At 59.8% G+C, this 18,993-nt stretch carries 15 protein-coding genes; 7 read left to right on the top strand and 8 right to left on the bottom strand.

Annotation, left to right across the window (positions count from 1 at the left end; all coding sequences use genetic code 11):
• The first annotated feature begins 296 nt into the window (after nt 1-296).
• Nucleotides 297-1,844, top strand: a complete 1,548-nt coding sequence (locus IPM54_36845; GenBank protein ID MBK9265341.1) for a VWA domain-containing protein — start codon at nt 297-299, stop codon at nt 1,842-1,844.
• A gap of 13 nt (nt 1,845-1,857) precedes the next feature.
• Here IPM54_36845 and IPM54_36840 read toward each other — a convergent pair whose 3' ends face one another.
• Nucleotides 1,858-4,329: a DUF1343 domain-containing protein gene (locus tag IPM54_36840; protein MBK9265340.1), complete on the bottom strand. Its 2,472-nt coding sequence runs from the start codon at nt 4,327-4,329 to the stop codon at nt 1,858-1,860.
• Entirely contained in the window at nt 4,307-5,077 is a 771-nt protein-coding gene (locus IPM54_36835) for a hypothetical protein (GenBank protein MBK9265339.1), read from the bottom strand. Before IPM54_36835 ends, IPM54_36840 begins: the two co-directional genes overlap by 23 nt.
• A gap of 266 nt (nt 5,078-5,343) precedes the next feature.
• On the opposite strand from IPM54_36835, the gene mltG reads away from it, so the two are divergent.
• Together mltG and IPM54_36825 are read left to right on the top strand one after the other, a co-directional pair.
• The gene (gene mltG, locus IPM54_36830) at nt 5,344-6,438 is read left to right on the top strand and encodes an endolytic transglycosylase MltG (GenBank protein MBK9265338.1); all 1,095 of its coding nucleotides are present in this window, start codon (nt 5,344-5,346) and stop codon (nt 6,436-6,438) included.
• 8 nt (nt 6,439-6,446) lie between these two features.
• Nucleotides 6,447-7,073: a hypothetical protein gene (locus tag IPM54_36825; protein ID MBK9265337.1), complete on the top strand. Its 627-nt coding sequence runs from the start codon at nt 6,447-6,449 to the stop codon at nt 7,071-7,073.
• A gap of 1 nt (nt 7,074) precedes the next feature.
• On the opposite strand, the gene IPM54_36820 is transcribed toward IPM54_36825, so the two are convergent.
• From IPM54_36820 to zwf, 5 genes are all read right to left on the bottom strand, one after another.
• Nucleotides 7,075-7,614 (bottom strand): sigma-70 family RNA polymerase sigma factor, encoded by a 540-nt coding sequence (locus IPM54_36820; protein MBK9265336.1) that lies wholly within the window; start codon nt 7,612-7,614, stop codon nt 7,075-7,077.
• Between the two features lie 121 nt (nt 7,615-7,735).
• Entirely contained in the window at nt 7,736-8,788 is a 1,053-nt protein-coding gene (locus IPM54_36815) for a glucokinase (GenBank protein ID MBK9265335.1), read from the bottom strand.
• A gap of 51 nt (nt 8,789-8,839) precedes the next feature.
• Nucleotides 8,840-9,580, bottom strand: a complete 741-nt coding sequence (gene pgl / locus IPM54_36810) for a 6-phosphogluconolactonase (protein ID MBK9265334.1) — start codon at nt 9,578-9,580, stop codon at nt 8,840-8,842.
• The gene (locus IPM54_36805; GenBank protein ID MBK9265333.1) at nt 9,577-10,620 is read right to left on the bottom strand and encodes a glucose-6-phosphate dehydrogenase assembly protein OpcA; all 1,044 of its coding nucleotides are present in this window, start codon (nt 10,618-10,620) and stop codon (nt 9,577-9,579) included. Before IPM54_36805 ends, pgl begins: the two co-directional genes overlap by 4 nt.
• Nucleotides 10,617-12,155, bottom strand: coding sequence for a glucose-6-phosphate dehydrogenase (zwf, locus tag IPM54_36800; protein MBK9265332.1), 1,539 nt, complete (start codon nt 12,153-12,155; stop codon nt 10,617-10,619). The genes IPM54_36805 and zwf overlap by 4 nt, the downstream gene beginning before the upstream one ends.
• Nucleotides 12,156-12,331: 176 nt before the next feature.
• Between zwf and IPM54_36795 the strand changes: the two genes are divergently transcribed.
• Nucleotides 12,332-12,787 (top strand): DUF433 domain-containing protein, encoded by a 456-nt coding sequence (locus IPM54_36795; protein ID MBK9265331.1) that lies wholly within the window; start codon nt 12,332-12,334, stop codon nt 12,785-12,787.
• 243 nt (nt 12,788-13,030) lie between these two features.
• Nucleotides 13,031-14,287: a hypothetical protein gene (locus IPM54_36790; GenBank protein ID MBK9265330.1), complete on the top strand. Its 1,257-nt coding sequence runs from the start codon at nt 13,031-13,033 to the stop codon at nt 14,285-14,287.
• Between the two features lie 254 nt (nt 14,288-14,541).
• On the opposite strand, the gene IPM54_36785 is transcribed toward IPM54_36790, so the two are convergent.
• Nucleotides 14,542-16,131 carry a bifunctional metallophosphatase/5'-nucleotidase gene (locus IPM54_36785; GenBank protein ID MBK9265329.1) on the bottom strand — a complete coding sequence of 530 codons (1,590 nt, stop codon included), beginning with the start codon at nt 16,129-16,131 and terminating at the stop codon, nt 14,542-14,544.
• Nucleotides 16,132-16,240: 109 nt separating this feature from the next.
• On the opposite strand from IPM54_36785, the gene IPM54_36780 reads away from it, so the two are divergent.
• Nucleotides 16,241-17,383 carry a hypothetical protein gene (locus tag IPM54_36780; protein ID MBK9265328.1) on the top strand — a complete coding sequence of 381 codons (1,143 nt, stop codon included), beginning with the start codon at nt 16,241-16,243 and terminating at the stop codon, nt 17,381-17,383.
• Between the two features lie 19 nt (nt 17,384-17,402).
• Nucleotides 17,403-18,989, top strand: coding sequence for a tryptophan 7-halogenase (locus tag IPM54_36775; protein ID MBK9265327.1), 1,587 nt, complete (start codon nt 17,403-17,405; stop codon nt 18,987-18,989).
• Nucleotides 18,990-18,993: the final 4 nt, after the last annotated feature.

Raw genomic sequence — 18,993 nt, 5'->3', positions numbered from 1 at the left:
TCGGATAAGCGGGCACACTCAATGGCGCGTGGGCAGCGTAACCGATGACGAGCACTGTCGTGAAAACAATATTCGTGTACGTGATGTAGATTAAACCCGGCCACTCTCAAGAGCTGTGATCGTGTGCTAACAAACGACTGTCGTGCTCTCCAGCCTGCCGGTCCGTGTCGATGCCGAAATTTTTCCAGATCGTTCCGTGTCGATCTTCGTCCAAAGGCCGGTCGATTCACCGTAAGCTTGTTTCGGGAGCTGCGTTTTAGAATCGACCCGATCACGACGTCCCCAAGAGAGAGCCCATGAAACCCTCGAGTGTTGCCCTCTTCGCCTTCGCCGGCATGCTTCTCACCAGCCTCTCGGTCTACTCGTTCACCCCGAAAGGCGGCCTTCCAAGCTCGACGACCGCCACGATCGGCGCCGAGACCATCGACGACACGAAGCCCATCGAAGACGATTCTGACCAAACCGTCCAGGCCGACATCTCGCACTTCACCGCAGGCTCGACTGTCATGATCGACGGCCGCCTCGGACACTCGAAAGTCCTCCGCTCCAAAACGGGCGACACGTTTTTGATGCTCGAAGCGCGCTCTTCGAATGACGGTCGCGCCAAAGGCGCCGCGCCCGTGAATTTGTCCATTGTCATCGATCGTTCGGGTTCCATGAAAGGAACTCGGCTCCGTAATGCAATCAATGCAGCGATTGGTGCTGTCGAACGGCTCAAGGATGGCGATATGGTTTCCGTCGTCACGTTCGATACGCGCACGCAAGTGGTCGTGCCTGCGTCGGTCATTGGGCCTTCGACGCGCGGAACGGTGATATCGGCGATTTCGGGCATAACGCTCGGCGGAGATACGTGCATTTCGTGCGGTATCGAAACGGCAATGGCAGAAATGAGCCTGACGGGGGCTGGCGACGGTCGAATTGGTCGCATGATCGTGCTCAGCGACGGCGATGCCAATCATGGATTGAAGGACATTCCGGGATTCCGCAGTTTGGCACAACGAGCGCGTGATCGAAATGTCAGCATTTCGACCGTGGGCGTCGACGTCGATTACAACGAAAGAATTTTGTCGGCGATCGCCATCGAATCGAATGGCCGCCATTACTTCGTCGAAAATGATGCTGCACTTCAGCGCGTTTTCGAAGGCGAGGCTGAATCGCTCACGCAAGCCGTTGCCAGCGGCGCGGAAGTCGACATCGAGCTTGCTCCGGGCGTCGAATTGGATCGCGTATTCGACAGAACCTTCCGCCGAAGTGGCAATCGTATCACGGTTCCGCTCGGTACGTTCAGCACGGGCGACGTGAAAACCATTCTCATGAAAGTTCGCCTGCCTTCGAGCTCGGATGCAACGCTTGCCGTGGCCAATGTCGATATGCGATATCGCGACCTCGTGAAGAACGAAGATGGGCGCTGCGCGGGCAAACTTGGCGTGGCCCTCGTGGACAGCGAACCCAGCGAGCTCGATGGAGTCGTGGCTGGTCGCGTGAATCGAAGTGAGACGGCTGCGACGCTCAAGGAAGCCAATCTCCTCTTCCAACAGGGCAAATTCGACGAAGCTCGGCGCAGGATTCAATCGCGCGAGGTTGCATTGAAGGATAACTTGGCGAAAGCAAAGGCCGCCGCGCCTGCTGAGAGGGCCGAGGACGTCGCGAAAGATTTCGACAAACAGCTCGCGGCGGTGCAACAAGCGGACGATGGTTTCAATTCGCCGTTTGCCACGCCGCCGGCTGGGGTCGCGGGTGGTGGGTTCGCCAGTCCTCCGGCAGCAGCAGCGCCCGCGCCGGCTCGACAAGGCAAGCGCCAAGTCCGCGCGAACGAAGCCGCAGCCACCGACATGGGGTTCTGAAAGACGAACCTAGTCACCGATACAAGAGAAAAGGACCTCGGCGTTTCCCGAACGATTCGAGGTCTTTTTCATAAAGAGCGACGATTCGCGGTACGTCGTCGCCCCGCGTGATCGCCTCGAACACGCGAGCATTTCCCAATAACGTCATGACGCCCGCGCTTTTCCATTCGGTTGGGTAAAGCTTTCGGAGCGCTACCGCAATGGCAATTCCAACGCGTACGCTTTCGAGTTCCGCCGCATTGGTCAATTCGATGCCGACGCCGCCGCATGCTTCTCCCGCGAACACGCTCGATTTGGGAGTGAATCGAATGGGCGAAAAACGAACGCCGGCAAGCTTCGCGCGGTCAAGCTCGGCGGCAAGCTTCACGCCGTCGATGTAGGGGGCACCGACACGCTCGAAAGGTCGATCCGTTCCGCGTCCGACGCTCACGTTCGTCGCTTCGACGAGGCCCACGCCGGGGTAAAGAAGTGCTTCGGCTGCGGTCCTCAAATTGGGCGAAGGTGGTATCCAGGACAAACCCGTGCCGGACCATTGCATCGAACGCGTCCACCCAACCATGGGCACGACGTGCAAATCGGCGCCGATGTTGCGTTCGGCATTGAAGAGTCGAGCCAGTTCTCCCACGGTCATTCCATGTCGCACGGGGATTCTGTGGTATCCGACGAACGATTCTCGATCGGCATCGAGCAGCGGGCCTTCCATGACGATGCCACCCAGTGGATTGGGTCTGTCGAGCACCACGAGTCGGAGTTTTCTCTTTGCGGCCTCTTCGAGCATGTATCCAAGCGTCGTGATGTACGTGTAGAACCGCGTGCCCGCATCCTGAATGTCGAAAACGAGCGTATCGATGCCCGAAAACGCCGCATCGACCGGGCGTTTGTCTTTGCCGTAAAGGCTGTGGACAGGCAACCCCGTGGGTTTGTCTTTCACGTCGCCTACGAGCCCATCCGCAGTGCCGCTCAATCCGTGTTCGGGCGCGAATATCGCGACCAGCGAAAGTTTATCCGAACGATGAAACAAATCGATCGTTCGCTCGCGCCGCGCGTTCGTTCCAGTATGATTCGTGATGAGCCCGATTTTTCTGCCTTCGAGCATCGCAAAACCTTCGCGCTCGAGCGCATCGACGCCCGTACGCACGAGGGCACCCGTTTGCGCGGGCCCCGGGGAAGCTTTGGTCGCGCCCATCAATGCCGCCGCATTTGCGATATCACGTCGCAATATTTTGGCGCTGCCTTTTCCGTCGGGATGCAGGGCGCTCGTCAATAGAATCACCGCTCTGTCGCGCGCTCGATCGATCCAAAATGCCGTGCCCGTAAAACCCGTATGACCCACACCATCGAACATGGAACCGAGCCCGTACGATCGTTTTTCCGCTTTACCTGGCATGGGACGTAGATCGAGCAATTGACGCACGATGCTCGGCGAAAGAACGGGTTTGCCATCGAATTGCCCCTCGTTCATGACAATCCCAACGAAGCGCGCAATATCATCGGCCGTCGAGAATAATCCCGCATGCCCAGCGACTCCGTCGAGCGTTCGAGCGAGCGGATCGTGCACTTTACCGACCAGCATTTCATCGCCGATACGCGTCGTTGGCGCAATACGTGCAAGGAATTGCGACGCCGGACGAAATGACGTGTCGAGCATTCCCATGGGTTCGAAGATGTTTTTCTTGGAAAATGTTTCGAGGGCTTCACCCGATGCTTTCTCGACGATTTCTCCAAGCAAGGCATACCCAACGTCGCTATAAACGTACTTTTCTCCCACGGGGCTGTCGAGCGGCGTATCGAAAAGCTTCGTCATCGCCTGTTTTCGACTTCCAGCACGATCAGCGCGAGCATTTCCTGCTGGAAGCCCGGACGTATGCAAAAGCAAATGCTCGACCGTCACGCGATCGTCACCTCGAAATGCGGAAAGCCACTTTCGTACGGGATCCTGAAGCCGAAGAACGCCGCGTTCGGCGAGCAAGAGAATGGACGTCGCGGTCGCAATGGGTTTTGTCAGGCTTGCGAGGTCGAAAATCGTGTCGACGGTCATTGGTACTGCGCCGGGCTCTTTCGCGCGATGCCCATAGGCTCGACGGAAAACGACTTCCCCCTGGCGAAGAACGACAATCACGGCTCCTGGCACATCTTCGCGCTCGATGGCAACGCGAACGGCAGCGTCGAATCGAGCTTCATCGGCGGCGGTCAAGCGCGATGGAGGAGCGGGCAGGGGAGCGGAGACGGTCGCGGAAGCGGGAGCAGAGGCGGATACCGAGGCCGCCGCGGATGCTGTTGCAATGATCGGTGCGGGCTTGGAAGGCTGCGTTTTTTCGGGGCGCGTTTCGGTACACGCCGAGCAAAGGGCAAACCATGCAGCAAGCACTGTCAATGGCAGCCGACGTTCCCTGAATTGCACGGCGAGCGTCGAGCTGAGAAACGTTTGAGGTCGAACGAAGTTCGATCGGACAAACACGAGGTCAAGGCGCGTCGGTCTCGACATCCGAGCTCATCGTGCCGGCATCCGCTTCATGAGTTTGTCCCGGATGAGACGTCGACGGCTTCGTCTTGTTTGCGATGTCGTCGAGGCCTGCGAGCGTGAACGTTGCCGACAAGAACGCAGCTCCGCGGCCGAAGGCTCGATCGTTGGTTTCCATCGCCAAACGCTTCGCTCGAAGTGTAGCTTCGGCTTCGCGTGCTTCGCGTGCAACTGCTGCGAGCGCCTTGTCGAGCGCGGGCAGTTCTGCCGCAAGCTCCTCCGCAAATGCCTCACGATCCAGCGACAAACCTCGCCTTCGTGGCGCGGGAAGCTTGATCGATTCGTCGCGAAGATGCGTGAGGACCGACCGCGCGAGCACGGAAAGGGTCGATGGATCATTCGGGATCACGTCGGTCAAAAGCAGGCGCGGAAGGCCCGCAGTTCCGCACGCCATCTCCACGGCCGTCCGCAAATCGGTCAGGATTCGACGCAGTTTCTCAGCCGCCTCATCGCGAAGCTTTCGCGGCTCGGTGTCGTCGGCAAGCTCGAGCTCGTGCGCGGCATCGGCGCGACCGAGCGCTTCGTTTTCCGATGCGATCATGCGCCCGACGAGCTTCACGAGAAGCTGGATGTCCGGCACCTGCTCACCGGGTTTGGCGTAGCGTGAAAGCGTCTCTTTGACCCGTGAAGCTGCATCTGCCGAATAGGTGTACGCGGCGCTGGCGACGGTGCGAGCAGCGCGTTGACGATCGATGACGGCCTTGGATGCCATGCGGAGGGGCTCCTACTTCGTGAGCCAATATCATCACTTGGGTCTTTCTCCCATGGCAACTTCCCTCGTCGTCGCCTACTCGACGCTTTGCCTTCATCCTGCGCTTGACGCTCGCCGAGCTTTGAGGCTTTGGACTTCGGACCATGTCCGCCGGACCGACCACGCGCACGCCACAGACTCCGCCGAAGCCTCCTCGGCGTCGCGCTGCGAAGTCGATTTCTGCAGCGACCCGTCGACGGTTGCGCCAAGTGCCATGGCCTCGAGCAATGCTCTTCGCGCTCGGAGGTGCCGCTGGTGCGATCGCGTCCGTGATGCTTGGTATCGTGTTTGGCTTCGGGCTTTGGGACGGGCCGTCGCGCGGTGGGGTTGCGCTGGTGGATTGGCCTGCGGGGCTCGATAGCGCCGAAGCGGCGGGCATTCTTTCAGGTCTGGGGCTCGTGCGCAGCGAAGGCGCGATGGCGATGTTTCTGCGTTTGACGGGGGGAACGAGCGGGTTTGTCGCGGGACCGCACGTGTTGCCGGATGCGCTCGATCCGTGGGATCTCGTGCGCGTTCTCGAACGATCGCCGAAGCGCCCGATGGCGCGGGCAACGATACCCGAGGGGTTTCATCGATTCGACATCGCGACGCGTCTGGAAAAACTCGGCGTCGTTTCAAAAGACGTATTTTTGCGCGTCAGTGCGGATGCGCAGTTGCTCGGTGAGCTGGGAATCGTCAAATCGGGTGGCGGTGTTGCCGAAAGTGCCGAAGGGTATTTATTTCCGGCGACATATGAGTTTCATGTGGATAGCGACGCGCGCGACGTCGTTCGCCGCATGGTTGGTGAATCGGATCGACGTTTCGCCGCGCTCTCGAAGCAACGTGCGGAAACCTTGGTGCATCTTCAAAAGCATCTCGGATTCGGGCGCCGGGAAATCTTGACATTGGCGTCGATCGTCGAAAAAGAAGCGGCGGTTGCCGAAGAGCGGCCCATCATCGCGAGCGTTTTTCTGAACCGGCTGCAGGACCCGGCATTCAAGCCAAAACGTCTGCAATCCGACCCGACGGCCATGTATGCCTGTTATGCCGAGCCCGACGTCGTCCCGGCATGTGTCGGTTTTTCAGGAAAAGCATCCCCGGCCATCAATCGTGATCCCCGTAACCGCTACAGCACGTACGTGATCGATGGTTTGCCGCCGGGACCCATTGGGAATCCGGGGGATTCTTCGATCAATGCGGTTCTTTCGCCGGCTGCGACCAAGTATCTTTATTTCGTGGCAAAAGGCGCAGGGCGGCATACCTTCAGCGAAACACTGGAACAGCACAACGAAGCCGTGAAAAAGCTTCGAGCGGCATCCACGAGTCGAGAAAAACCAGAATGAATGGTACCATGAAAAGTATGGCGGCGTGTTATCGACAGATTGCAGGGATCGTGATGGCAGCGGCTCTCTGCGCGTGTTCTGGAGCTTCGGGGCCGGATGGATCGGCGGCTGCATCGAACGCAACTGCTGCACCAAGTGCCATTCCGACGCCAAGCGTGGCTGCTGTGCAACCGGCGGCAGCGCCATCTGCGGTGGCGCCGGCCGAACCGCCGGCCGCGGCGTCTGCCACGGCATCGGCGGCTGCCGAAGCTGCTCCTGCGGCGCCGAGCGCATCGGCCGCGCCCGAGGAAGCGCCGATTCCAAGCGTAAAAGTGAAGAACATCGGCATGCATATTGGCGGCGGCCCGAACGACGACGTGACGAAGGGGCCCATCAAGCGGTCGGTGGAGCCGCATTTCGATGCATTTCGGCGGTGTTTCGCCAAAGTGGACGATCCGGCCAAAGGAGGTGACTTTGGGGTGGATGTGCTCATTGAAGCGAATGGGGGCAAAGCAAAGATTACGCATCCGCGCACGGCATTGAAAGGTGCGGGATTCGAGGAATGCGTCGTGTCAGTGTTCGAGGCCATCGAGTTTTTGAAACCCAAGGGTGGGAAAAAAACGATGGTGAGTTATTCGTTACGATTCACGCCATAATTCACGCCATGAAAAGCGCCATTCGTTCTGCAGCTTCACGCTTGAGCTTTTGCAGCCTGGACCAAGCCGTGCTGCGCGCGAGACCATGACGCGCCGCGATTTCCGATAGTGGCACTTCGTCGCAGAAGTATCCGAAAAACATCTGGCGATCTTCGGCCGTCACACCCGCAAATGCAGCGGCAAACACCTGCCGCACATTGGCGCGATCTTCGGCGCTGGGGTCGGTCGCGGCGAGCGACGAAAGCACTTCGCCTTCGAAAAGCTCGTGGTGATGCCGGTTGCGCCGAAGTAGGTTCATTCCAAGCCGCCAAGCAATGCCTCGAAGCCACTTTCGCTGCCGCCCATATTCCAATGGACATTCGATCCAGCGATTCTGCGCGACAATGAATGTTTGCTGCACCAAGTCATCCACGTCCGCGCCGACTAGCCCCATGCGACGTAGCCTGCGGCGTACATGTCGGACATGGTGCGTGTAAAAGTCCGCATCGACCCCCGAAACAACCTCGAGATGCGCGCCGATTCCTCGATGATTCCGAGTCATGCGCCCGTTGGTGCAACGAAGATCGGAAACCGAAGTCTTTTTTTGGGGGAAAAATTGGTTATGAGACGAACGCGAAGTGTCTCGGAAGTTCGTGTTCGTGCGGTATCAATCCGCCATCGGGTCAGCGAGGCTTGGAGGCTTTAGGCTTCGACTTGGTGGCGCGTTTGCCCTCCGCGAGAACTTCCTTGGCAACCGAAAGCGCTCCACGCACGCCAATGAGCGGATCGGTCACGAGCACGACCGGAATTTGCCCCATCAACTTCGTAAAGCGCCCCTTCGCTCGAAACCCTTCCAAAAAGAGTTCACGTCTGGCCGAAACGATGTGGCGCGCAATGTTACCTGCCACGAATACTCCACCGAGCGAAAGCCCCTTCAACGCCAAATTCCCGGCCTCCGCACCATAAATCGACGCAAATAAATCAACCGCCCGTTTTGCAGGCTCGTATTGCCCCGACAGTCCCACTTCGGCGATCGCTGCATTACGATCACCCTCGGAGAGCTTTTTTCCTATGGCCTTCGGTTCGCGCCCTGCTTTGGATGCAAAAAAATCATAAATCGCCCCGAGCCCGTCCCCGGAGAGCACGCGCTCGTAACTCACATGGTCGGGATGGCGCTGAGCCAAAAATTGCCACAATTCAATTTCAATCGCCGAACGCGGGGCAAAATCGGCGTGTCCACCCTCGGTCGGGACCACGAGATGCGTCGTCCCATTCCACACGAGTAATGCTTCGCCCAGCCCCGTGCCTGCCGCAATGACCGCCAAGTCGTGATCCGCTATCATTGCACTGCGACCGGTCATTGGAATCGCAACCTCCGGCGACACATGCAAACAGCCACGCGCGGCCACTGCCAAATCATTCGCCAATACCACCGTCGGAATCGACAAACTCCGCACGAGTCGCGACGCATCCATGCGCCAATTCAAATTCGTCACGGTCGCAACCTGACCTCGAACCGGTCCGGCCACTCCCAACACGGCAACCGACGGCTTGGGATGACTCGACGAACCCAAAAATTGCAGCGCAACGTCGTCGAACCGATCGTACATGCGGCTAGGAAGCACAGCCTCGACAAGCAAACGTTTGCCGTGACCATCGTAAAGCGAAAGCCGAGTCCGAGTGCCTCCTATATCCCCGACGAGAATGGACGACGGTGACGTCGAGCGCGTTTTCATGTCGTCTGCCCTACGAAAAAATAGGCCGCAAGGCAAGCCTCGAGCCGCAATTCACGATGCGTCCTGCACATGCCGATCAAAAAGCCACGTGATCTTCCCTCGGGCCCGTCGCAAAAGCCGCGCAGGCACGGCGTCTTCGGGCCCGTCCAAAAAAACCTCCGTCACGGGCGCACGTTTCTGTGGCCCCTTCGCAAGTACCAAGACAAACCGCGCTTCGCAAATGACCGGCGCAGTGAGCGTCATGCGCGCCTCGATTCCACGCGAAGGCTGCGCCTCGATCGCCGCGACGAGCCGGTCATCGATGGCTACGGCACCCGCTGCCGGAAACAGCGACGCCGTATGCCCATCATCGCCGATGCCGAGCGTCATCGCATCGAACGCGACTGCACTTGCGACGCCGAACGTTTGTCGTAGCAAACGTTCGTAACGCGCGGCCGCCGCTGCGAGATCCGTCGCGTCTGCCTCCATGCGATGCACGCGTGAAGCATCGGCGCGACCGAGCTGCAAGTCTTCGCAGACTGCGCGATAGTTTGAACGCAAATGATCTGGCGCGACCGCGCGTTCGTCCACCCAAAACCAGTCGATCCGATCGAGCGGCAGATCGTATTCCGCAAGCTTGCGGTACGCCGGACCAGGCGTCGCTCCGCCCGACAACGCAACGCACGCGCGCCCTCGCACTCGCACGGCCTCATCAATGGCTCGTGCCAAGAGCTCCGCTCCGAGCAGAGCATGCTCGTGCTCCGTTTCGGCCCGGACCACGTCCCATCCGCTCGATGTCACGGTCGCGCTCATCGTCCGCTCCAATCCGCCGCCATCGTGAGTGCTTCGCGGTAGACGCGATCGCCCTCGGTCGCATGGATCGCTTTGACGAGCACCCAGTCTTCTCCGCGGTGGCCCATCGCATAATCGTGCGCCGATTCGCGAGCACCGCGGCGCATCCAGCACACCTGATTCACGTGCTCTTTGCTGCGAGTGCACGCGAGAGACAAGGGGGCCCCATCGACCGAGGTCTCGATCCATACGCCCGTCAGCTCGCCCGGCAACAGCAATTCATGAGGTTCGTCTTGCAAAACGATCTCCACGGTTTGTCCGTGTCGGTCTCGAGCTTCCTGCCGCGAATCGAATGCCCAACCCAGGCGCGCCCCGAGCCATCCAAGAAGCAGCGCTGCCGGCTCCGTCACGCCTCCAGGGGTTCGTCCAACGGTAACCTTGCGAATGTCGTCGAGAGCCGTGAGCGCATCGTCGAAGAAGCGTGCAACGAGCTCGCGCCAAGTGTACGTCCGGACGAACTGTCGATCGCCTACGAAAGAGCTCGCCATCGCCGCAATCTCCGCGACGCGCGTGACGCTCGTGTGCGCCGTATCCACGATGAGCCGATCCGCGCGCGGAGCTAGGGCACTCACGAGGGTACGCGGCGCCCCGCGCCCGACTTCGACGACGAGCGGCACCTCGGGAAGAGCCAACGCCGCCACGATCGAACCGGCTCGTTCGCACGTCAAGGCGCCGAACGTGAGCGCGATCGAGTCGTGGCAAATCGGTTGTACGCCGCCGTCGAGTCGGCATGCCATGCGCACGTCGTGACTCGCTTCCCAGGGGGCGAGTCGGCCATCGACGGTCAAGACAAACGCGCGTCCGGGGTGCGTTTCCACGACGGCTTCGGTCGTTTCGCGCGCGCGTTCGACCTCCGCTTGGCTCGTCATGATGACGTAGGTCATCGTCGACGAACGCACCTTGGTCATCGGCGTTCCGGACTCTTCGTCGGGCGCAGCCCAGAACTCGGCGAGCTCGCTTTCGATGCGTTTGAGCGCCTCGTTGACCGGGAGTGCCGTCACGGCCGCCTCCACGTGTCGCCTGGAGCGAGCAACCTGTCGGCTTCGCGCGGGCCCCAGCTTCCTGCTTCGTAGCTCGTCACGGGAGCATCGTGCTCTCGCCAGCCCTCGATGATGGGATCGATGAAACCCCACTGCGCTTCGACTTCGTCCGCACGCGTGAAGAGCGTCGCGTCGCCACGCATCGCATCGAGGATGAGCCGTTCGTAGGCTTCGGGTGTGCTCGAACCGAACGCCGTGCCGTAGCGAAAATCCATCGCGACGTTTCGCATCGACATGCCACCACCAGGCACTTTGGTCGCGAACCGAAGCGCGATACCCTCGTCGGGTTGAATGCGCACGACGAGGACGTTGGGTTCGTCATGACCACCGGGTGCGTCCCGGAACAATCGGTGCGGAAGCGGCTTGAAATGAAGCGCTACCTCGGCGGATCGTTTGGCCAGACGTTTGCCCGAGCGCAGATAGAACGGCACGCCGCCCCACCTGAAGTTGTCGATGCGCAGCGACATCGCGACGAACGTCTCCGTCTTCGATTGAGGATCGACGTCGGGTTCGTCCCGGTACCCAATGACCCTGTCCCCGCGAACCGTTCCCGCAGCGTACTGCGCACGCACCGTTCGATCGAGCACCTCGCGACCTCGAATCGGACGGAGCGCGCGAAGCACCTTGACCTTCTCATCACGCACGGCGTCGGCGTCCCACGAGGCCGGAGGATCCATGGCCATCATCGTGAGGATCTGAAGGGCATGGTTTTGGACGATGTCGCGCGTGATCCCGATCTTTTCGTAAAACTTGCCGCGCCCTTCGACACCGATGTCTTCGGCCACGGTGAGCTGCACGTGACTGATGTGTTGTCGTGACCAAAGAGGTTCGAAAATCGTGTTGCCGAAGCGGAAAACGAGCAGGTTCTGCACCGTCTCTTTTCCCAGGTAGTGATCGATCCGGTAGATCTGTCGTTCGTCCAGGCACGTCAAGAGCTCTCGATTGAGTGCGCGTGCGCTCGCCAGATCTTCGCCAAAGGGTTTTTCCACGACGACGTGCTGGTAGCTCGCATCGGACGAAGGCGATGGCGGCATGACGAGCTTCGCGGAGCACAAACCTTTTACGATCGAAGGAACTTCGGAAGGCGCGACGGCCAGGTAAAACACTCGATTCTGCGTCGTTCCTCGGTCGCGCTCGAGCCTTCCGAGCGCTCCGGCGAGTCGGCTGTACGTTGCCGGATCGCCGAAGTCGCCTTGAACGTAGGCCATGCCTTTTTCGAGCTCTGTCCACGTGGCGTCGTCGAGCGGTTTGCGGCGTGAAAACTTCGCGACGGCATCCTTCATTTCGCGAGCGAACTCGGGTTTGGGTCGCCGCGCGACGCCAACGAGCGCAAAGCCGCCTGGCAGGAGACGGCTCAGGGCCAAGTTGTAGATGGCGGGCAAGAGCTTGCGCCGGGTGAGATCTCCCGACGCACCAAAAATGATGAGCGCGGTTGGTTTCACCGTGCGTTCGTCCGGCATCCCCTCACGCAGTGGGTTTGTCTCCCATGCCTTCATCGTCGCCTCTTCCGCCCCCTCGATGCTGCTCGTCCGTGCACGAGTGAGCAGCGCTGAAGGCTACCAGAGCACTGTGAAAAGCGGCGGCCTGAGTGTGTGCCCTGCGTGGATCGAACAGCGGAGTTCGTCCGATATTTTGGCGCTTGCGCAGTCGCTGATTACCCTCGGGCGCAGCTATGACCCAAGGAGCCCTTCCGCGTGTTCTCGTGCCCCATCCGCATGTTCGTTGTGACGGAAGGATTCTCGGAGGAAGTCCGCACGTCGAGGGATCGCGTGTGCCCGTGCGAAGGCTATGGGCGTGGCATCGCGGCGGTGCTTCCGTCGAGACGCTCCTTCGCCGCTATCCGAATTTAGGTCCGGCAAGAATTCTCGATGCGTTGTCGTTCGCGTACGACAATCAGGAGCTCATTCAGGCCGACATCGATCGCGAGCAAGCGCTCTTCGAGAAGCAAGGCGGACCGACGGTTGGGGCGCGTCCGCTCGCGCAGCTCTCTCTTCCTTTCGATGATGAACCACCGGTGCCTGCGCCCATCGCATCGATGCCTGCGCCCGTTGCATCGATGCCGGAACGAATCGTGGTGCGAGAGGAAGAACCGCAGCCTGCTCGCAGCAAATCGACGCGCAAGAGGTGATGCGTCGAGACGCTCGAAGAAAGTCTACGAAGGTATTTACAGGCCTCCGCAGCTCGTGCAAAAAGGGCCCACATATTGGGTGGGTTCAGGTGAGCATCTCGCGCTTCGGCGGAGATGCTCGCAAGCACGTCAATAGGTTGGACGTGACTCGTGCCGCGCGTGTCGCGCACGGTCTTTTCGAGAGGCGCCCAAGGGGTGCCGGAGGTTTTTCAGATGAGCGTCAATCGTTGGAAGTTCTTCTCCATGCCCGTGGTCGTCCTCGGAATCGCCTCGCCGATGCTCATCGATTGCGGTGGCAAACTGCCTGGTGATCTCAAGGTTCCCGATGGTGCCGGCGAGGTGCTCGAAGCCGCCAAGGGATGTGACGAGTTCAAGGCGGGTGACTTCGGTTCGTTGGACATCAAAGGAGATGCAAAGGTCCAGAGCAAGATCAAAGCATTCCTTCAAGTCTCGTACGACGTGAACAAGACCGTCGTCGATCTCGAAGGCGACCTCATCAAGTCGTGCAGCGCGCTCGGCAAAGACCTCGGCATGCCCGAGGGAGAATTGAAGGCCGAGGTGGGTGGTGGCAAAGGCGCCGAGAAGGTTTGCACGGCGGTTGCTGCGAAGTTGAAGTCGATGCTCTCGGCGCAAGCCGAAGCGAAGCTTGCGGTCGAGTTCGATCCGCCCAAGTGTTATGCCGATGTCGACGGCATGGCGAAGTGCATGGACGCATGCGGTTCGCCGATCGATCCGGGCAAACTCGAAGCGAGCTGCTCGGGTGGCGAGATCAGTGGCAAGTGCGAGGCCGACTGCAAGGGCAAGTGCACGGTCGAAGCGGGCGCGCAATGCACGGGCACCTGTCGCGCTGCGTGCACCGGAAGCTGCGATGTTGGTTTCAAGGGGACGTGCGGCGGCAAGTGCGACGGCAAGTGCGACGGCAGGGACTCGAAGGGCGCCGCGTGCGCGGGCACATGCGAAGGCAAGTGCGACGCGAAGGCGGAAGGCACCTGCTCGGGTACGTGTTCGGGAAGCTGCTCGGGTAGCTGCGAAATGAAGGCGGCTGCGAAGTGCTCGGGCTCGTGCTCGGGTGGTTGCAGCGCGCAGATCAAAGAGCCGAAGTGCTCGGGTGAGTTCAAGCCGCCGACGGTCGATGTCGAGTGCCAGCAGAGCTGCGCGAACCGTGCTGCTGCGTCGGCCAAGTGCGATGCACCGAGCGTGCGTGTCACGGCGAACGGCAAGGTGAACACCGAAGTTCAGAAGCTCATGAGCGCGCTCAACAAGAACCTGCCGACGATCATTCGTCTCTCGGCCGGCACCGGTCCGAAGATCAAGGTGGGCGCCGAAGGCCTCGTGAAGACGGGCGAGGGCATGATCAAGGTTGCTGGTGACGCTGGTGGCAAGGCGCTTGCGTGCATCAAGGCCGGCGTCGATGCGACGGTCAATGCGACGACGTCGGTCAACCTCGAGGTCAAGGCGAGCGTCAGCGTCAGCGCGTCTGCGACGGGCAAGGTCAACTGACGAGCAAGCTTGTCCTAGCTGATCGAGGGCTCGGTCCGATGGACCGGGCCCTTTGTATTGGAGGCCGGTCCAGGGCTTGAACGCTCGCTTCGCGCGCGTGGGACGCGCGCTGCGCGAGGCCAGTCACGATGGGGGGCTCGCGCCTCACCCCCTAACCCCCTCTCCCCTCGCGCCTACGGCGCGGCGGAGAGGGGGAACGACTGCTCTGCCCCCCATACCCCCCGAGATCGAACTGACGCCTTGTTCTCTATTCTCTATAGCGCCTTGACACCCTTCGGCAGTTTGTCTTCGATCGGTGCGTCGGGGCGCGTTTTTTGCTTTTCAATCCATGCAATCACAGGATCTCGCCACTGAATGCCGAGCCCGACGGCGCGCGGATCGTACGTGCCGAAAAGGGAGCCGTCTCCGCCCGTGTACATGAAATCCGTGATGTGGACGGTGTATTTCTTTTTGGAGTCGATGGGTTTGCCCCCAATGAACCATTTGCCGCTTGCTCGTTTTTCAGCTCCAGCAGCAATGAATTTGGGGTTCTCCAGTTCCTTCTGCAAGTCTTCGCCCGTGACCGAAAGCTTCATCATCCGATTGTCGAAGGGAAGCACGCCCCATATCGTCGCATGGGTAATTGGACCCGCCGGGATGACTTGACGAATGCCGCCTTTGTTGACGATCGCAACGTCGCCACCAAGTTCGGCAAGCCACGCGTTCGCCACGATTTGCCCAACCACCGCTTCCGGACCAATTCCGCCGCGGCTATGACCAATCGTGACCCCAAGCGCTTTGTCGACCTTTTCTTTTGCACTCTTCACGAGCTCCCCGAGCACGGGGTCCGGGCGAACATTGGGCGACGCCACAACTTCCACGAACGCCGATTCAACGGAAACGACGCGTGATTTTGCAGGCAGCGAGCGGTCCACCCGAAGCGTGATGCGCGCGTATTGATGCATGCGCCAATCGGGACTCAGCACGGAAACGTCGCCTGCACGCAGGTGCATCATTTTATGACAATGCCCTCCTCCGACAAACGCAAGCCGCCATTCTGGATGTTTCTCGATCACCGGCACGAGCACGTCCGGACATTCGTGCGCAATCGCAACGACCACGTCTGCTCCCGCTTCCCACGCTTTGGATACGGTTCGATCCAATGCGGCTTCCGGAGACTCGAACGTGATCCCAACGAATCGTTCGGCGATGGCCGTCTTCAACGTTTCGACCGTCGAAAGGCCGATCACGCCAATGCGAATGCCGCGACGTTCGAAAATTTCGTATGCGCGCAAATCGATTTCTGCGGCGACCTTCGGATCTTCGATGCGTACGTTCGCAGCCAAATATTTTAATTTTGCTTTGTCGCGATTTACTGGAAATTGCGGCCTTCCAAAATCGAATTCGTGATTTCCAAAAGCCGACGCAGCATACCCCAATCGACCCATGGCGTCGGCCATTGGTTCGCCCAAGAAATACGTCGAAATCGCGGGACCTGTATAATTGTCCCCACCGGAAAGCAGCAATGTCTTCGGATTCGTGCAATTCTCCGAATTGGGCGCAAGGAACGATTCGTCTGCGCTCATGCCAAACGGCGCAGGGCCGGGACAATGTCCTTCGACCTTCACGAGTTGCCCCAACAATTCAGCAACACCACCATGTCGACCGCCATCTCGAGGCACACTTTCGAGCCACCCGTGCTCGTCACTCGTGTAGAGCACCGTGATCGAGACGGGCGCTTCGGCCGTCTTAGGGGGTGGTTTGTCGTGCGTGAGCGGCGGTGATGGAGCTGCAGATCCGCATCCTGCGAGGTGCAAGGACACGAGCAGGGCGAAAAACCAGCGAGGCGATGTGAAGGAGGCCATCGGACGCGCAGTCTAGCCGATGGTTGGGCGCTCTGAAACCCGTGTCGAACCATGCGTGCGCGCCGCTTTCCGGACGCGACGCGCTCTGCTACAGTCGACGCACCGGGCGATGGACATCCGATCGAAGCTGCTCGCGCTGCTCAGCCCTTGGCCTTTGGGGCACGAGGTTTTACCGGGCGCGCGGCTTTCAGGGGCATCGACCGAGCTCGGCATGCGTCTTCGTTTCGAGTTGGAAGATGGCATTTTGTGGATGGATGTAGCGCCCATCGAATACGCCAAAGCTCACGCTGCGCGGAGCGAACGTCTTGCATTCGGTTATCGCACGGAAGGTGATCGCCGCGTGATCGATCCGCAATTCGGATTGCTCCTGTGCCGTCGTGTGGCGGCGCAAGCGACGCTGAATGAAGAGCGCGTCTTTGCTGCGGTCGAAGAAGAACGCACGGGCGATGACGGTGCCCGCATTCGTCGCGTGGACGTGGATGCGCTCCTCGAACCAGCGGGCACGAAAAACCAATCTTTTTATACGTTGAGCCCCTACGTTGGTTGTAGTATCGGTTGCCGGTTTTGTTATGCGTCATCGAAAGTGGATCCGATGCGTGCGGTGCTCGGATTGCCCGCCGTACCATGGGGATCGTACGTCGATGTTCGTCGCAATGCACCGGAGATTCTCGCGGGCGAGCTCGAACGATTGCCTGTTTTGCCCATCAAGTTTTGCCCCGTGGTGAGCGACCCTTATCAGGCGATTGAACGTCGAGAACGCTTGACGAGCCAATGTTTACAAGTCATTCGTTCGGCGAGCCGCGTTTGGCCCGTGCTGCTTCTCACGAGGTCCAACCTCATTCTCGATGACGTGGATTTGATTGCGTCGATGCCGCGTGTTTTTGCCGGAGTTTCACTGCCGACGATCGATGACGACGTGCGCGCCCATTTCGAGCCTCGCGCCGCTTCGGTATCGGAGAGGCTTCATATCTTGCGGACGCTGCGCAGTGCGGGCGTTTCGACCATCGCCATCGTGCAACCTATCTTCGACGGACCGCTCGAAAAGCTCGCGGATGCGCTTGCAGAAACTGCGGATTCGGTGAGCATCGACGTGCTTCGGGGCGTCATGGGGGCCGAGCGCGAGTTTTCCGATGCCAGGCACGCGCCCACGCGGGAGCAGCAATGGCAAGTTGCTCGAGCCCGAACGCTCGCGGGGATGCTTGGCGAACGCGGCGTTCCCGTATGGATATCCGAATTGCCTCCAGGGTGCTGAAAAGGACGAGGGAGAAATCATGGAACAGTCCGGACCTGCGGCGGATGGGCGCCCGCTACGCATTGGCGTGATTGGAGGTGGAACGGCGGGATATTTTGCAGCATTGGCGATCAAGCGCCGTTTTCCGCATATCGACGTGATGATCGTCGAATCGAGTCGGATTCCGATCATTGGCGTGGGTGAAGCGACGACGACGCTCATGCCACCTTTTTTGCATGCACAGCTCGGGCTCGACATCGTGGAGCTGTTTCATGAAGTAAAACCGACGTTCAAATTGGGCATCCAATTCGATTGGGGGTTGCCGGGGGATTATTATTTCACCTATCCGTTCGGCGAAGCGCAGCCCGTCGAAGCTCATGTTTTCGAGCGCGATTTGCGGCTGCAATCGCTCACGTCGCTCCTCATGGGAGAACGTCGTGCGCCCATTTTGCGCGGCCCAGAGAACGAGCTTCATTCCCTCTTGCCGAGCCTGAAGTTCGCCTATCACCTCGATAATGCACCATTCGTCGCATTCTTGGCGAAGTCCGCGCGCCGAATGGGCATCGATCATGTCGACGTTGCCATCGATCATGTCGTGACGAGCGGCGAGGGGCGAATCGAAGCACTGCGCTCGAACGATGGGCGGGAACTGCAATTCGATCTTTACGTGGATGCGACGGGATTTCGTTCGCTTTTGTTGGAACGTTCGCTCGGATCGCCCTTTCAGAGTTATGCGTCCAGCTTATTTTGCGACACGGCCATCGTCGCCACGGTCCCGCAGCGAGATTCGATTCAGCCGTATACGACGGCGGAAACGATGGATTGTGGCTGGTGCTGGCGGATTCCCGTGGAAGGTGAAGACCACCGAGGGTACGTGCATTCTTCGGCGTTCATCGACGTCGATGCAGCAATGGCAGAAATGCGTGCGAAAAACCCCGGTATGGGCGAGCCGTGGGTGGTGCGCTTTCGATCGGGAAGGCATCGCGAATTTTGGCGAAAAAATGTCGTGGCCGTGGGCAATGCGTATGGATTCGTGGAACCGCTCGAATCAACCGCGCTGCACATGGTCATCATCGAAGTGGCGTATTTACTCGCTGGAATCGAGGCGATGCAGGATCCGAATAACGACGAGTCATTCGCAGCTCGGGCGAACGATGCGGTGGGGGCGCATTGGGATTACCTGCGGTGGTTCTTGTCGGTGCATTACAAGTTCAATCGAAGGCTCGATACACCATTTTGGCGCGCTTCGCGTGCCGACGTCGACGTGAGCGGCGTTCGGCATCTGCTGGATCGCTTCGAACGTGAAGGCCCGTGGGTCGTGAAGCAAGGGCAACGCTTTGAAGTTGGGGACCCCGCATTTGGATACAGTGGCTTGATGATGATGCTGCTCGGGCAACGTGTACCGTGCCCCGAGCCGGTCGTGACCATGTCGAGGGAAGCGTGGCAGCTTCAATTGGCGAAGTATCGCGGCTTGGTGCAAAGAGCGTTGCCGCAAGACGAAGCGCTTCGCGCATTGCGAGAGCACCCGGAAATGCTCGTGCGATTGACTCGCGCGCCCGGATCATGGTGCGCGTCGGATGCCGAACGGTTTTCCGTTGCAAATGCAATGAAAAGCTCGTCGGGATGAGCCG

Source organism: Polyangiaceae bacterium (genome assembly GCA_016715885.1).
In the GTDB taxonomy this organism is placed as follows: Bacteria; Myxococcota_A; Polyangia; order Polyangiales; family Polyangiaceae; genus Polyangium.
Note: the sequence above shows the minus strand (reverse complement) of the source record. Positions and strands in the feature narration are given on the sequence as shown.